Origin of the sequence: Shewanella inventionis (genome assembly GCF_019931735.1) — a bacterium.
Classification (GTDB): Bacteria; Pseudomonadota; Gammaproteobacteria; order Enterobacterales; family Shewanellaceae; genus Shewanella; species Shewanella inventionis.
In genome coordinates, this window is the sequence record NZ_CP082926.1 from 225,515 (window position 1) to 240,408 (window position 14,894).

Sequence of the window (14,894 nt, forward strand, 5' to 3'; positions counted from 1 at the left end):
ATTGCGCCTCTTTTTTATGTCGATTTTCCGCTCAAATCAAAGCTCAGTAATAAAGTCTTGATACTGCTGCATTGTGGTTACGTCTTCTAGCATGCCTTGATGGCCGACATTAGGTACCATAATGAACTGCTTATTAGCAGACTTGCTCGCAGCAAACAGTTTTTCAGCAAGTGCTGGCGGCACTTCTTCATCATCCTCTGCGGCAATCACCAGTAATGGGCCTTGGTAATCATGGGTAACCACTTTTTAATTATCGATATTAGAAAGTCTTGCGGTATTTCTAAGCTCATAAACGGTGCCATGTACCAGGGTGTTTTCTCATCGACCCAATCGCCGGCATTGGTGGCAGAACCATGCAAAACCAGTGCATCTATCTGATTAACCTCAACTCTGGATAAGAGATGTATTGATAACGATATAAATCAATAGATTGACTAAAATCCACTGTCGAGCTTTTGATTTGTTTTGCTAACAAGGCGAATTAACGCGTCAATAGCAAGTTAATTCAACGCAGTGAGGAAGGCAAAGGACTGCTTGAAAGGCGTTTGTTATCCAGAGCTGAGGTTGATTATTTCTGGCTAAGTCCGCGGCATAAAAAAACCGACAATCAATGCCGGTTTTTAACGGGTTTACATTAATGATTTACGCGGCAATACCACTGTGACGCAGTAATGCATCTGTGTTGGGTTCGCGGCCCATAAAGCGTTTAAATAGCTCCATTGGCTCTTCACTTCCGCCCATTTCAAGAATGTTATTTAAGAAGCTTTTACCGGTTTCTGGGTTAAAGATGCCTTCGTCTTCAAAACGTGAGAACGCATCTGCCGATAACACTTCAGCCCATTTGTAGCTGTAATAACCTGCAGCATAGCCACCAGCAAAAATGTGGGCAAAACCGTGCTGGAAGCGGTTAAAGCTTGGCGGGGTTAACACTGCTATTTGGCTGCGTACTTCGTCTAAAATACCTTGAATATCGACACCTTTTGCAGGGTCAAACTCATGGTGCATTCTAAAATCGAACAGTGAGAACTCAAGCTGGCGTACCATCATCATGCCTGACTGGAAATTTTTAGCAGCGAGCATTTTATCGAGCAACGCTTTTGGTAATGGCTCACCAGTTTCGTAGTGGCCAGAGATTTCCGCTAGGGCTTCTTCTTGCCAGCACCAGTTTTCCATAAACTGGCTTGGTAGTTCGACCGCATCCCAAGGCACACCGTTAATGCCCGATACACCGCCAACATCAACTTTAGTTAGCATATGATGGATACCGTGACCAAACTCGTGGAACAAGGTAGTGACTTCGTCGTGAGTAAATAACGCCGGCTTGCCGTCTACTGGGCCATTAAAGTTACAGGTTAAGTAAGCCACTGGTTTTTGCAAACCGCTTGAGGTGATGCGACGGCCACGACAATCGTCCATCCATGCGCCGCCACGCTTACCACTGCGAGCATATAAATCTAGGTAGAAGCTACCACGGTGGACGTTTTCAGCATCATAAATATCAAAGAAACGCACGTCTTTGTGCCAGATATCAACGCCTTTTTGCTCGTTAATGGTTAAGCCAAATAACTTGTTAACAGTAAAAAATAGGCCCGATAAGACTTTGTCTTCTGGAAAGTATGGACGCAGGATTTCTTGCGACACTTCATATTTGTGTTGCTGCAGTTTTTCAGCGTAAAAACTTAAATCCCATGATGCCATTTCGCTTACATCATAGTGATCTTTAGCAAAGGCGCGTAATTCAGCTAATTCAGCGGCGGCCTGGCCTTTTGAACGCTCACCTAACTCATTTAAAAAGCCTAAGACTTGCTCTGGCGACTCTGCCATTTTAGTGGCCAATGATTTATCAGCATAGCTGGCAAAACCCAGTAGATTGGCTAACTCATGACGTAATGCCACGATTTCGTTCATGTTGTTGGTGTTATCAAACTCGCCAGCATTTGGGCCTTGATCAGAGGCGCGGGTAACAAATGCACGGTAACACTCTTCGCGTAGCTCACGATTTTCGCTGTAGGTCATCACAGGCATGTAAGACGGGTAATCAAGGGTGAATAGCCAGCCTGTTAACTCTTTGGCTTCGGCCATGGCTTTGGCTGCAGCGATAGCTGACTCAGGCAAGCCCGCTAAGTCGGCTTCGTTGGTAATCAGTTTAGTCCAGGCTTCTGTGGCGTCTAATAACTGGTTAGAAAAGTTGCTAGTTAGCTCAGATAAACGCTTAACAATTTCACCGTAACGCACTTTTTGGCTGTCATCTAAACCAATGCCCGACAATTCAAAGTCGAGTAAGCTTTGTTCAATCACCTTTTTTTGCGCTTGGGTTAACTCGGCAAACTCCGCAGATTGATGAATGGATTTATAGGCTTCATACAAACCCTGGTGCTGGCCAACGTAGGTGCCGTAATCAGATAGAAGCGGTAAACAGGCATCGTGGGCATCGCGCAGAGCATCGCTACTGACAACAGAATTCATGTGTGATACTGGCGACCAAATTTTACTTAATTCGTCGTCAACTTCTTCAAGCGGGGCGATAAGGTTATCCCAAGTATATTGGCTGTTGTCAGCTAATAACTTTTCAATGGTATCGCGACACTTGGCAATGGCTTGCTCAACCGCAGGCTGGATGTGTTCTGGTTTGATTTTAGAAAACTCGGGTAATACAGCACTGTTTAGCAATGGATTGCTCATAAAGATTCCTCAAAAATAACGCTTGTGACGACTTAATAAACTTATATATGGGGTTAACTTGCTAAGTTTGCAAGCGCTAAAAATTAACACCGAATACTGCAGTCGAACTGCATAGCGCATAGTAGCGACAAATAACGTGATTGTTACCACAATTTTGCTTTACACTAAATTTACATGATCATTATTGACAACCAGATCTCAAACGAGACTGATTATCATTTAATTTTTTATGAAAAAGGCTAACATAGGCATAACACCGATCAGTTAAGAAACTGATCGGTTGACAGCAAAAATGATCCTACGAAAATGACTCCTTCTTTTGAACGGAGTTATTTTTTATGCTGTCTAACTGGCTTATTGATACTGAACTACTTGCTGCCCCCGAAGAACTCTCTATCTTTCAAAAAGAATTGCCATTGGAATGGATTGAGCAGGCGTTAGAGCTAACCAACAAAGCAAGTATTAGGCGCAGAAAACTTCCTGCAGAATTAGTCGTTTGGCTCATTGTTGGCATTGGCCTCTATCGAAATCGTTCCATCGCCGAAGTCGTCTCGAAGCTCGACTTAAAGTTAGTTGATAAGCTGGGCGAAACCGTTGCACCAAGTGCTATCCCGCAAGCCAGACAGCGACTTACAGCCGCGCCCCTTAAAGCCCTTTTTAATATCACTTCTAAACACTGGTGTCATAGGGAAGACAGCCAAGATACATGGCATGGTCTTCAGTTATTTTCTGTTGACGGAACGACATTTCGATGTGCAGAAAATACCGAAAATTCAGAGCATTTTGGCTATATCAGTAATCAGCATAGGAAGCAGTCCGTATACCCAGTAGCCCGCTTATGCGCACTCATGTCATTACGAAGTCGTATGATAAGAGATGTAAAATTTGGTCCGTGTAGTAAAGGCGAAATTAGTTATGCTCGAGAGCTAATTGAATCAGTTCCAGCTAATTCTCTCACTATTTTTGATAGTTGTTACTTTAGTGCAGATCTTATGACAAGTTGGTGGGGAGTCAACCCAAATAGTCATTGGCTTACTCCACTCAAATGTAATACACGCTTTGAAGTTATCGAGCAATACGCTGATAACGATTATCTAGTTGAAATGCCAGTATCACCACAAGCGAGAAAAAAGAACCCAGAGCTACCTGAAAAGTGGCATGCAAGACTAGTGACCTATCAAGAAAAATCCCAGGACAATCATATTACAGGTGTGCTGAGCTCATTAACCAATACAAGCAAATATTCCTCTCAAGATATATTAGATGTCTATTTCGAACGCTGGGAGATAGAAAATGGCTATGGAGAAATCAAGCAATATCAACTTGATGAGAGTATTTTACTAAGAAGTCAGACCGTTGAAGGCGTTTATCAGGAGATTTGGGGAATGCTGATTGCGTATAACTTGATCAGAGTTGAAATAAGCCAAATCGCTAAAGAGGCAGAGGTGTCACCATTGCGGATTAGCTTTGTAATGGCGATGCGTTATATACAGGATGAGTTGATGTGGTGCGCAATTGCTTCGCCAGGAACGATCCCTAAAAAGCTCAAAGCAATGAGGGAAAACGTTAAACAATTTATCTTGCCCAAAAAACGAAAACGGCCCAAAAGTAGGACCGTTCGAATTAACAAAACTCGCTATCCAGTTAAGAGAAGAAACTCTTAACTGAATGGTGTTAAACATAGGCACGAATAATCCTCCTAAAACACAACGCTTTGGACCACATTGACATGACATTCAATTTTAGCATTATTTGTCGTAAACATAGCCTCAACGTTGTTGCCCCCTCACTCGCCATTTTAAGCTTGCTGGTTTCCGCTTTTGCATTAGCTAGCAATGAAACATCACCCGCTATTGGCCTGAACCTAGGGTGGGACAATCACTATATTACTGAAGGTAGAAACAACTTAACTAAAGGCGGAATAGCTTGGGCTGCTGCCACGGCAGAACATAACGATATGGTGGTATTTGCCGTTGTAGGTAGAGCCGACCAAGTACACTACACCGAGTGGAACGCTGGGTTAGAATACGCATTACATTTTCATGATGATGTAGATGCTACAATTGGCTATCAACGTCTTGAATTTTATGGTGATGAACGCGCATCTGATAATGAGTTTTTTAGCTCAATAGCCTACAAAGGTATTGATTGGATAATACCTGCCATACACTACACTTATGCCACTGAAGCATCTGGTTATTTTGTTACTGTAAGCTTGCACAACCCTTGGGAAATCAACTCTCAATTCACCTTCACACCATACCTGTCTCAAGGCTTTGACTTTGGTTACAGCAGCGAAAAACATAATGGTGCCAACCATGTACAATTTGGCCTAGAAGCGGAGCATCAATTTAACGACAATCTTGCCCTAACCGCTCATATTAGCCATAGCATTGCGTTAGAGGACATAAAACAACAGGCTCAAGCAGATGGCCAATTAGGCAGTCTCGATGAAACCTATGCTGGCGTATATTTCAGTTGGGGATTTTAGCGTTTTGATATTGAACGACTAGACTATGGGTTACTAATTCGTCGCACAAGGAGTGCACATGCTAACCCGTTTAACGCAAAAAGCCACTTTAAGGGGTGGATTGCCGCTCACTTTATTATGGATATTCTCGGTTGCTAGTGCCTCTGAGTTTAGCCAGCTAACTGCCAAACCTGCCAAGGACAACGCAGAACTCAACAACGATAACGCTAACCAGTTACCACAACAATATGCCACTGACAGCCAGGGGAATATCATTGCCATTCCCACAAAGGCTCAATCGGCTTTAGAATATAATGCTAACGACATTTTCATTAAACCTAGCTTACAAAAACACATCGACGCTAACAAAGCGATTACGTCTTCAGCACACCAAACTAGCACTAACATGGCTGACGACCCCAGTTGTCGCTGGCTACAAAGTCGCATAACACACTTACAAAAAAAGCAACGGCAAACCCAAAATAGTTCATTTAGTCATTACCAAGATGAAATTGATATTAGAGAAAGTGAATGGGACTGTCTTAAGTGCGCCACCAGTGGCCCTAACGACGTTGACCGTGGCGAATGCCAGCATAAACGTTAATATCCCAATTAGCCTGAAGATGCTCAATTTCAGCAAAAAATTACACGCGTTTAGACAAGGTATTGATTGTGGGTAATGGTTGTACCCTTTCCTAAATCAGCTAAAGCAACAAAATCAACAAATAGTATAAACGCATGAAAAACTTGCCCTTTGGGAGTTTCACCGTGTTCCCCTGATTTTTAAACAAGAGAATTGTTGCGTTAATTTAAAGGTGCCTACATTACCGCATGAACGCGCCTAGTATTGAACACCCGGTGAAGCTCTGAAATACGTATCTTCAAGCTCATTAGGTATATAACCTCAAATAGAACAACTAGATCGCAAAGCTAATCCCCCCTACAATGGATGCATTAACCCTAGTGGAGATTATCATGGCTCAACATTTTGACTATATCGCGCTTGGCGCTGGCAGTGGCGGCATCGCCTCAGCAAACCGTGCAGCAATGCGTGGCGCAAAAGTATTAATCATCGAAGCAAAACACGTTGGCGGTACTTGCGTTAACGTAGGCTGTGTGCCCAAAAAAGTGATGTGGTATGGCGCACATATTGCTGAAGCAATGAACCTCTACGCCAAAGATTATGGCTTTGATGTTAGCATCAACAAATTTGACTGGAATACCCTAGTTGAAAGCCGCGAAGCTTATATTGGTCGTATTCATGATGCCTATGGCCGTGGTTTTGCCAATAATAAAGTCACCCTATTAAATGGTTATGGCCGCTTTGTTAACAACAACACCATTGAAGTGAATGGTGAGCACTACACGGCAGATCATATTGTGGTTGCCACTGGAGGCGCACCAACAATACCTGACATTCCGGGCGCCGAATACGGTATCGACTCAGATGGTTTTTTCGAACTGCGTGAACAACCTAAACGAGTTGCAGTGGTCGGTGCAGGTTACATTGCTGTAGAAGTGGCAGGCGTTTTACACGCACTGGGCAGCGAAACCCATTTGTTGGTACGCAAACACGCACCTTTACGTAATTTTGACCCTATTTTAGTTGACGGGTTGGTTGAGGCCATGGCAACCGACGGCCCCACATTACACACTCATAGCGTGCCAAAGTCAGTCAGTAAAAATGCTGATGGCAGCTTAACCCTGGCGCTTGAAAACGGTAAAAGTTTAACCATAGACTGCCTCATTTGGGCCATAGGCCGCTCTCCTGCAACAGGTAATATTGGCCTTGAAAATACTGATGTGCAGTTAGACGCTAACGGCTATGTGATTACAGACGAGCAGCAAAATACTACCGCTAAAGGCATTTATTGTGTTGGCGATATTATGGCTGGCGGCGTTGAGTTAACCCCTGTCGCGGTTAAAGCGGGTCGTTTACTGTCTGAACGTTTATTTGGCAATATGCCAAACGCTAAAATGGATTACAGCTTAATTCCTACCGTGGTATTTAGCCACCCAGCGATTGGCACAATGGGACTCACCGAGCCAGAAGCTGCTGAGAAATACGGCCAAGACAACATCAAGGTGTACACCTCTACCTTTACCTCTATGTACACCGCGGTAACGAGCCACCGTCAGGCCTGCAAAATGAAGCTTGTTTGCGCGGGTGAAGACGAGGTGGTAGTGGGTGTTCATGGGATCGGTTTTGGTATGGACGAAATACTCCAGGGCTTTGGTGTAGCGATGAAAATGGGCGCAACTAAAGCAGATTTCGACTCAGTCGTGGCCATCCACCCAACTGGCGCCGAAGAATTTGTCACTATGAGATAAGTTATTAATTAATAAGTAAAAGCCGTGTTAAGGTTAACACGGCTTTTTTATTGCAAAACATTTGCTAATACATAACGCGTTTTACATTAACAGTGCTTTGCTGGCTTCTTTATCTTGTAACCACTGCAAAAATACTTTAATGCTTGGAGGACGCTTTTGTGAGTGCCCCATAAGCTGGGTCATCGCAAAACCATGTTGATAATACATTTCAGCATCGTTGTAATGTTTTTGCGCATCATCACTATTGATCATGGCGCCGCGTAAATAGTCACACAAAAGCTCACCGCGGTTAAAGCCACTGACTTCACCAATGGCCATTAATGTTTGTGCATTCCACTGCTTATATTGCTCAAGCACACGCTCAAAGCGCTCACGATAATAATCACTGGCTTGTGACAAAATAGCCTCGTTTGGCACTATCCTAGCGATAACAAATGCTTGCTCTGACAAAATACGATATAAACGTTGGCAGTGATGAAAAATAAACCGTAAATAAGGGTCACTGTATTGTGCAGTATCTTGCTCTGCTTGGTTCAACCACATTCGATAATCGGCACAGGCCACGGCGATAATTAAGTCGGCTTCGGAGGTGAAATGATTGTAAATTGTGCCTTTTGATATCTGGCTAGCGTCAACTAAATGCGAACGGCACAAGTCAAAGGTCTTGTGGCCTTTTAAGCAACGTTGTGACACTTCAATTAAATAATTCCCACGCTTTTCCCAGCTCGTCATGTCTTACTCCGATGAGGTTAAGATAAAAGCTTTGCAACTTCACAATTACATTATAGCAAGCTTTGTTGGTACTCAATATTGAGTAATACTGATGCCACTATGAACTTATTCAATAGCCCATGTTAAAGATTGAATTACTAGAAAGTTTTATTGCTGTGGCTGAGTGTGGCAACCTATCAAAAGCCGCCGATAAAATTTGCCGCACCCAATCAACGCTTAGCCTACAGGTTAAAAAGCTTGAAGAAAGTGTCGGCCAAACGTTATTAAACAGAGACAACAAAGGGGTTACCTTAACTGACTCTGGTGAAACGTTGCTTAATTATGCCTATAAAATGATCCAGCTAAACTCACAGGCACTGGGTGAATTAAAAGAGTGCCAAAACCGCGAAGTGATCCGCTTAGGTGTACCAACTGATTTTATAAAATGTTATTTAAGCAGTTGTTTATTGGAGTTTATTCGTGAATTCACTAATATCGAATTAGTGATCGATACCGATGTCAGCGGCAATTTATATAAAAAATTACACCAAGGCGAATTTGACGTCATTGTTGCAACCCATTGGCAGATCCCAACCAATGGCGAATTACTCTTTACTCGTCGTTTTAAATGGGTCGCCGCGGTAAACGGCAACGCCCATAAACGCAAAACCATTCCGATGGGGTTATACCCAGAAAACTGTCCTATTAGAGTGCAGGTATTTGCTAATCACCGGCTGTCTATGCGCCAAATTAACGTACTCTTATCAACCCCATCACCACAAGCATTGTGCATGGCAGTTGAAAACGACTTAGTGGTTGCACCTATTGCCGAATTTAGAATTACCGACAAAATGCAGGTACTAGACCCGCTTGAGCATGGATTACCCACACTGCCTACGTTTAATGAGTCTCTTTATATCAACCCCAATACCCAAACCGATGCTACAAAACAGTTAATTGACTTAATTAAAGCCAATGTGGAGCAAAAAGGTTATCAGCGCGATTAGCGTGTGTTTATTTTGCTTGTTGAATGTTGTTTGAGATAACACGGATTAAGCTCAGCGAGTAAATTGCCACCGAGCACTCTAAGTAACCTCAACTCTGGATAATAAATGCATTTCAAACAGTTCTTTGCACCGATAACGTTGTTAAATTCACTTGCAATAGACTAGCTATTGACGCGTAAATTTGCCTAGTTATCAGCGCAAATTTCAAGTTTGAATGTATCGTATGGAGTTATTGTTAGAATCGATGCTATTTATTCATCTCTTAACCAGAGTTAAGGTTAAGTAACCAACACCCTTCAGGCAGCATCTGCTGCAAAAATTCCCCCGAAATCTCAACACGCTATCGATTGCATAATGACTTACAGCAACACACCTCCCAATACAAAAGCCAGCACGACACTCAATGCGATTGTGACCACTCCGGGGATCAAAAACGGATGGTTAAATACCGCCTTGCCTATGCGCGTTGAGCCAGTGTCATCCATCTCAACAGCGGCTAAAAGCGTAGGATAAGTCGGCAGCACAAACAACGCGCTCACCGCAGCAAATGAGGCAATGGCCGTTAATGGACTCACACCGATGGCTAATGCTGCTGGCATCAATGCTTTAGTAGTCGCCCCTTGCGAATACAACAACATCGATGCAAAAAATAACGCCACCGATAACAACCAGGGTTGACTATCAAGTAACGAGCCAGCAACGGCTTTAATCTCGTCAATGTGGTTTGATACAAAGGTATCACCTAGCCATGCAACGCCTAGCACACAAATACAGGCCGACATGCCCGATTTAAAAGTCGATGCGTTAGAAATTTTGCTGGCATCTACACGACAAAACCAGGTGATTGCGGCCGCAGCCGATAACATAAACAGCATAATGGCGACATCGCGCGATAATACCGGGTTGGTGATTAAACCGACTTTGTCAGATATTGCCGTGGCATAAGACATTACCGCGACGATTGCCACTGAAAAAATAGCAACTGAACGCTTAGCGCCAGGTAATAAAGTGATTTGTGTTTCGCCACGAACCGTCACTAACCCGTCAGCTAAACGTTGTTGATAAATTGCATCCTCATGCAGTGGTTTACCCAGTAACGAAGCCACTGCGGCACCCATTAAACAGGCAATAAACGTTGATGGTATACACACGGATAACAGCACCAAGTAATCAACACCATAGGGCGCTAAAATCCCCGAGAAAAACACCACAGCGGCAGAAATTGGCGACGCGGTAATCGCCACTTGCGACGAAACAACGGCAATAGACAATGGCCGAGATGGCCGAATACCTTGCTCTTTTGCCACTTCAGCAATCACAGGTAGGGTTGAAAAAGCAGTATGGCCGGTGCCAGCAAATAACGTCATAAAATAGGTAACAATTGGCGCTAAAAAGGTAATATGCTTTGGGTGTTTGCGCAGTAATTTTTCAGCAATAGACACTAGAAAGTCCATTCCGCCCGCCTCTTGCATCGCTGCAATAGCCGTTATCACCGACATAATAATCAGCATCACATCGATAGGAATTGCACCTGGCGTTAATCCAAGCCCAGCAGTAAGAATCAACACCCCTACGCCACCAGCAAAGCCAATGCCTATGCTGCCCATTCTTGCGCCAAGGTATATTGCCCCTAGCACAATGATTAGTTCTAAAATCATCATATATCTTGTTAATGCCTTCGTGTCTTAAATGAAATCGCAGAGTGACTGCCATTGGGGTTGAGATACTACTCTGTTGTGATTTTTCGAATGTAGACACAGATCAATTAACGGCAACGCAATTGCAAAAATGCGGATTATCTGCAGGTTTAGTCGCCAAATCATTTGCAGCAAAAGGCATAAAACAAAACATGCCAATCAGTGATTGGCATGTTAAGGGAGATGGAGAAGAGTCAGAGTTTAAAAATAGTAACCAAAGTTAATATTGATACGCTGATCCCAACTGTCGCCAATTTCAGGTAAGCCCACATGGCCATTGTCTAGCGTTGAGGCATACATATTTTTACCCATAATATAGTCAATCATGGTGTAGGTTGGGCCAGACGACAATGCCACACCGGTAACATTTTGATAGCTGTTATCATAGGCTTCGTTATCAACATCAGGGGTGACTACACCAAAGTCATTATACACTTTGACACTGCCCCAGCTCGTGGTAAAGGTTTTAGCCACATTGACGCTATAGGCCTGTGCTTTAGATGCTATTTCGTATTGCCAAGCATAAGCTGCTACAGCAATCTTATTCTCATCTAACGCATCTGCAGCATTATACTCATACTGCATCGCTTGCAATTGTAGCGCCCAACCTTGATAACTTGCGTCAAGGTGCAATGCAACAGCATATCTATCACCATTATTGCCAGTATTACTATTGTAGATTTGTCCTACTTCAACCGACGCCCCCATAACGGCTTTACCACCTTCATACTCCATTGCATAGGTTTGGCGAAGGTTTAACTGGTTGGTTTCTTCATTATAATATTCAGTGCCATTTACCTCCCCTGAATACAAGTCAGTTGAGTAACGATCACTTCTACTCGCGCCGTATTCTGCATTTTTGTAAAACGCAAATTCTGTACCCCAACCACTATTGTTATATACGGCTTTTATACCTGCATCATAATCATCTTCAAATCCTAAATAATACGGTACGCCAAACCAGAAACTATTTGAAATAAACCCAGGGCAGGGTGAGATCGCGAACGTTTTTTAAACAAAATACGCTATCGATTAAATCTTATTTGACCTAATACAGCGTTCGTGATCTTATACTCTCTTTTCAGGAGTATAAGCATGTATATCGAAGCCTTCACAAGCCACTTTAGTAACATCATCGACCAGCGCCAAACGGCCAAGGTGACATATCCTTTAGAGGATATCTTATTTGTGAGCTTATGTGCCGTCATCGCAGGCGCTGAGGGTTGGGCAGATATACATTGTTATGCTGATGGTCATCTAGCGTGGTTTCAAAAGCACGGTTACTTAAAGGAAGGTGTACCTGCTGATGATACGATTGCTCGAATTATTTCTCGTATTGACCCAGATGAGTTTAGTGCATGTTTCATGCAATGGATGCAAGCCGTCCATAGTGCAAGTGATGGCCAACTTATTGCGATAGATGGAAAAACGTTAAAGCGTTCTTATCATCGTAATGACCGTTTATCAACGATACACATGGTCAACGCATTTGCTTGCGAAAATAAGTTAGTGCTGGGTCAGTTAAAGACCAGTGACAAATCTAACGAAATCACCGCCATTCCTGATTTGCTGCAACTCTTAGATATAAGAGAAAAACTTGTTTCCATCGATGCAATGGGATGTCAGAAGTCAATCGCCGCACAAATAGTTAAGCAAGATGGTGATTATCTACTTGCTGTAAAATCGAATCAAAAATCATTGCATGACGCGATAATGTCGGCTTTTTCCTCAGTCCGCAAAGCCCCTTTATCACCGCTAGCTATCGAGAACAAACACGGTAGAGTTGAAGCGCGAGCTTATCATGTACTTAGTGCAAATGAGCTTGAAGGTGACTTTAGTGAATGGCAGGGTTTACATTCAATTGGCATGGCGATGAGCTATAGACATTGCAATGGTAAGGGGGCATTAACCTATCGATACTATATAAGTTCGGCAGAATTACCAGAGCAGAAATTTGCAGATGCAGTGCGCTCTCACTGGTTTATCGAAAACAGTTTACACTGGGTTTTGGATGCTTCAATGGGTGAAGACCATTGCCAGATTTATCAAAATCATGCAGCAGAGAATTGGTCATTATTACGCAAACTATCGTTAAATATGCTCCGCTCAGAATCATCTAAAGGAAGTATCCCGATGAAACAAAAACGAGCATGGATGAAACCTGAGTATTTAGAAGAAGTGTTAAGGGCAGGATTTACCAGTTTGCTTGAAATTTAATCACTCATGCGGTCGCCCTGAAACCCAGGGTTACCAAATGGCACCTGATTTATACCAAATTGAACTTGCCATTGCGGTGAGTAATCATAAAAAACATAACCATATCTTAATGCTTCCCAACCATCATAAAAACGATATTCCGATGACAAACCCCAATCATCTAATTTACCATTAAATTTAATTGATGCCATTTCAAAAGTTAAGTCACCACTTTTATCTTTAGCGCTATCACTATATTCTTTATATGAGTAATTAGCTCTTAATGTGCCAGAAACATCAATTCCATCTTCAGCGTCTTGTGCTACAGAATAATTAGCAATAAAACACAGTGAAATCAAAGTTGATAATAAAGAAAGTTTTAATAATTTCATTATATATTCCAATTCAATTGTTAAGTATTAATTTATGTAAATGATATTTACCATTTCATTTTGGTTAAATCACATTGAATAACTTCATCTTTATGTGCTGGAGTGCCAGGGTTTTTAGCTGACTCGCATAATAAAGTTGTGCCGTAATCGTTACGCTTATCGTGGGCATTACTTCTTGCCCAAACCGATACAATTGCGCGCTCTTCAGGTTTAGCTTCGCAGCTACCATCTACATCAAAGGCATGGATGGTATTTTGATGGAAATACATTAGCGGATCGCGATCTGCACTGCTGGAAAGCCACATGGTATGGCCATTGTGTTGCCCAGCGTCAAATTGAACCTGTCTGACTTTGTCGTCTTCTTTAACGGTTTGGATCAGTGGTGAGTCTTCGCGTATTGCAAAGCTTTTAAATTCGTTAGCGCAGGCTGGAACACGCATGTTGTAATAGATTTCTGATATTGCATGGTTATGGTATGGATATAAGGTGTTAACGGACTGAACCGTCATGCCCACTTCGGCACCCACTTTTTCATCATTAATCGCATCGATACGTAATAAACCCCAATGCCCAAAGATTTCAGCATACGCATAACCACCACGTATATTGTTGTAATTTTTATCATTACGCTTACTTTCTTCTGCATACATAGGGTACCAACCTGCTGCAGCCCATAAGTTAGGTAAGGTGTTGGCGCTGATGTCGGTCGGGAACGCAGAAGGCATTTTTACCTCATTGCCTGTGACCATTTCAGTAAAGTGTTTAGTGAATTCTTTACCGAGTTTACGCACGTCTTTGTTAGTGACTTTAGTATCAAAAAAACTGTCGAATGTGGTGCGCTTTAGCCATTTAGCAACGGGGGAGTTTTGCGCTAGCTTTCCGCCAGGACTGTAAATCCAATCCACATTTTCGCGGGCACCAAAACACTTTTTAGCTTTGTCTGGATTATTAATCACTTGGTAAATATTTTTAACCAGCAGCTTCATATCACGGCGATCCATGATGCACATATTCTTACCGCCGTCGGTAGAGTCATACATGGCTTCGTCTGAGTTTAAACATGGGCCGTTTTCACTATTAGTTAATGCAACAGCGTAAGACTGTAAATATTGCAGGGTTTCATTCCATAAAATATCTACATATTTTTGATCATTCTTAGAATAGGTTTGCTCAGCTTCTAAACAACTAAATTCAGCATTGTTAATATCGTTAGCATCTAAAAAACTGGGTAACTCATTGGCTACACAAGAACCAGATAACAACATCGCCATTAATAGAACATTATATTTCATATTATTCATCTCGCTTTATTATTAAAATCTAGATGAATATTAATGATGGAATGCATTCCAAAAATGAACCGACAACACAATCAGAACAAGTAAAATATATGCATTAAAAATAAATA

The 14,894-nt window shown here is 42.4% G+C and carries 13 protein-coding genes and 1 pseudogene; 7 read left to right on the plus strand and 7 right to left on the minus strand.

Going from position 1 to position 14,894, the window contains the following annotated elements:
- Positions 1 to 36: 36 nt before the first annotated feature.
- A complete protein-coding gene (locus K8B83_RS01095) occupies positions 37 to 243 on the minus strand; it encodes a prolyl oligopeptidase family serine peptidase (RefSeq protein ID WP_188736058.1) in 207 nt (68 codons plus the stop codon).
- 399 nt (positions 244 to 642) lie between these two features.
- On the minus strand, positions 643 to 2,682 hold the full coding sequence (prlC, locus tag K8B83_RS01100; protein ID WP_188736060.1) for an oligopeptidase A: 2,040 nt from the start codon (positions 2,680 to 2,682) through the stop codon (positions 643 to 645).
- A 338-nt stretch (positions 2,683 to 3,020) separates the two neighbouring features.
- Here prlC and K8B83_RS01105 point away from each other — a divergent pair, with 338 nt between their 5' ends.
- The 4 genes from K8B83_RS01105 to gorA all read left to right on the plus strand — a co-directional run bounded on the left by K8B83_RS01105 (position 3,021) and on the right by gorA (position 7,483).
- On the plus strand, positions 3,021 to 4,346 hold the full coding sequence (locus K8B83_RS01105) for an IS4 family transposase (protein WP_188741272.1): 1,326 nt from the start codon (positions 3,021 to 3,023) through the stop codon (positions 4,344 to 4,346).
- Between the two features lie 65 nt (positions 4,347 to 4,411).
- Complete coding sequence (locus K8B83_RS01110; RefSeq protein ID WP_188739067.1) at positions 4,412 to 5,173, plus strand: hypothetical protein; 762 nt, start codon at positions 4,412 to 4,414, stop codon at positions 5,171 to 5,173.
- 58 nt (positions 5,174 to 5,231) lie between these two features.
- On the plus strand, positions 5,232 to 5,756 hold the full coding sequence (locus K8B83_RS01115; RefSeq protein ID WP_188739066.1) for a hypothetical protein: 525 nt from the start codon (positions 5,232 to 5,234) through the stop codon (positions 5,754 to 5,756).
- A gap of 371 nt (positions 5,757 to 6,127) precedes the next feature.
- Entirely contained in the window at positions 6,128 to 7,483 is a 1,356-nt protein-coding gene (gene gorA, locus K8B83_RS01120) for a glutathione-disulfide reductase (RefSeq protein WP_188739065.1), read from the plus strand.
- A gap of 81 nt (positions 7,484 to 7,564) precedes the next feature.
- Here the strand turns inward: gorA and K8B83_RS01125 are convergent, their stop codons facing one another.
- The gene (locus K8B83_RS01125) at positions 7,565 to 8,215 is read right to left on the minus strand and encodes a TetR/AcrR family transcriptional regulator (protein WP_188739064.1); all 651 of its coding nucleotides are present in this window, start codon (positions 8,213 to 8,215) and stop codon (positions 7,565 to 7,567) included.
- Positions 8,216 to 8,334: 119 nt separating this feature from the next.
- On the opposite strand from K8B83_RS01125, the gene K8B83_RS01130 reads away from it, so the two are divergent.
- A complete protein-coding gene (locus tag K8B83_RS01130; protein WP_188739063.1) occupies positions 8,335 to 9,201 on the plus strand; it encodes a LysR family transcriptional regulator in 867 nt (288 codons plus the stop codon).
- 359 nt (positions 9,202 to 9,560) lie between these two features.
- On the opposite strand, the gene K8B83_RS01135 is transcribed toward K8B83_RS01130, so the two are convergent.
- A complete protein-coding gene (locus tag K8B83_RS01135; protein WP_188739062.1) occupies positions 9,561 to 10,862 on the minus strand; it encodes an anaerobic C4-dicarboxylate transporter in 1,302 nt (433 codons plus the stop codon).
- 41 nt (positions 10,863 to 10,903) lie between these two features.
- Between K8B83_RS01135 and K8B83_RS01140 the strand changes: the two genes are divergently transcribed.
- Entirely contained in the window at positions 10,904 to 11,122 is a 219-nt protein-coding gene (locus tag K8B83_RS01140; protein WP_223418981.1) for a hypothetical protein, read from the plus strand.
- Here K8B83_RS01140 and K8B83_RS01145 read toward each other — a convergent pair.
- Positions 11,100 to 11,879: pseudogene (locus tag K8B83_RS01145) on the minus strand (hypothetical protein); the annotation flags it as partial. The gene K8B83_RS01140 and the pseudogene K8B83_RS01145 overlap by 23 nt on opposite strands.
- 114 nt (positions 11,880 to 11,993) lie before the next feature.
- Between K8B83_RS01145 and K8B83_RS01150 the strand changes: the two are divergent.
- Positions 11,994 to 13,115 (plus strand): ISAs1 family transposase, encoded by a 1,122-nt coding sequence (locus K8B83_RS01150; RefSeq protein WP_223418983.1) that lies wholly within the window; start codon positions 11,994 to 11,996, stop codon positions 13,113 to 13,115.
- Here the strand turns inward: K8B83_RS01150 and K8B83_RS01155 are convergent.
- Both K8B83_RS01155 and K8B83_RS01160 read right to left on the minus strand, forming a co-directional pair.
- Positions 13,112 to 13,486, minus strand: coding sequence for a hypothetical protein (locus tag K8B83_RS01155; protein ID WP_223418984.1), 375 nt, complete (start codon positions 13,484 to 13,486; stop codon positions 13,112 to 13,114). The two genes, K8B83_RS01150 and K8B83_RS01155, sit on opposite strands and share 4 nt — an antisense overlap.
- Positions 13,487 to 13,533: 47 nt before the next feature.
- The gene (locus K8B83_RS01160; RefSeq protein WP_188739060.1) at positions 13,534 to 14,778 is read right to left on the minus strand and encodes a cupin domain-containing protein; all 1,245 of its coding nucleotides are present in this window, start codon (positions 14,776 to 14,778) and stop codon (positions 13,534 to 13,536) included.
- Between the last annotated feature and the right edge of the window lie 116 nt (positions 14,779 to 14,894).

Bases quoted from the DNA above. Each gene is read 5' to 3' on its own strand.
- K8B83_RS01125 (WP_188739064.1), bottom strand. From the start codon at position 8,215: ATGACGAGCTGGGAAAAGCGTGGGAATTATTTAATTGAAGTGTCACAA.
- prlC (WP_188736060.1), bottom strand. From the start codon at position 2,682: ATGAGCAATCCATTGCTAAACAGTGCTGTATTACCCGAGTTTTCTAAA.
- K8B83_RS01130 (WP_188739063.1), top strand. From the start codon at position 8,335: ATGTTAAAGATTGAATTACTAGAAAGTTTTATTGCTGTGGCTGAGTGT.
- K8B83_RS01155 (WP_223418984.1), bottom strand. From the start codon at position 13,486: ATGAAATTATTAAAACTTTCTTTATTATCAACTTTGATTTCACTGTGT.
- K8B83_RS01115 (WP_188739066.1), top strand. From the start codon at position 5,232: ATGCTAACCCGTTTAACGCAAAAAGCCACTTTAAGGGGTGGATTGCCG.
- K8B83_RS01135 (WP_188739062.1), bottom strand. From the start codon at position 10,862: ATGATGATTTTAGAACTAATCATTGTGCTAGGGGCAATATACCTTGGC.
- K8B83_RS01160 (WP_188739060.1), bottom strand. From the start codon at position 14,778: ATGAAATATAATGTTCTATTAATGGCGATGTTGTTATCTGGTTCTTGT.
- K8B83_RS01110 (WP_188739067.1), top strand. From the start codon at position 4,412: ATGACATTCAATTTTAGCATTATTTGTCGTAAACATAGCCTCAACGTT.
- K8B83_RS01150 (WP_223418983.1), top strand. From the start codon at position 11,994: ATGTATATCGAAGCCTTCACAAGCCACTTTAGTAACATCATCGACCAG.
- K8B83_RS01105 (WP_188741272.1), top strand. From the start codon at position 3,021: ATGCTGTCTAACTGGCTTATTGATACTGAACTACTTGCTGCCCCCGAA.
- gorA (WP_188739065.1), top strand. From the start codon at position 6,128: ATGGCTCAACATTTTGACTATATCGCGCTTGGCGCTGGCAGTGGCGGC.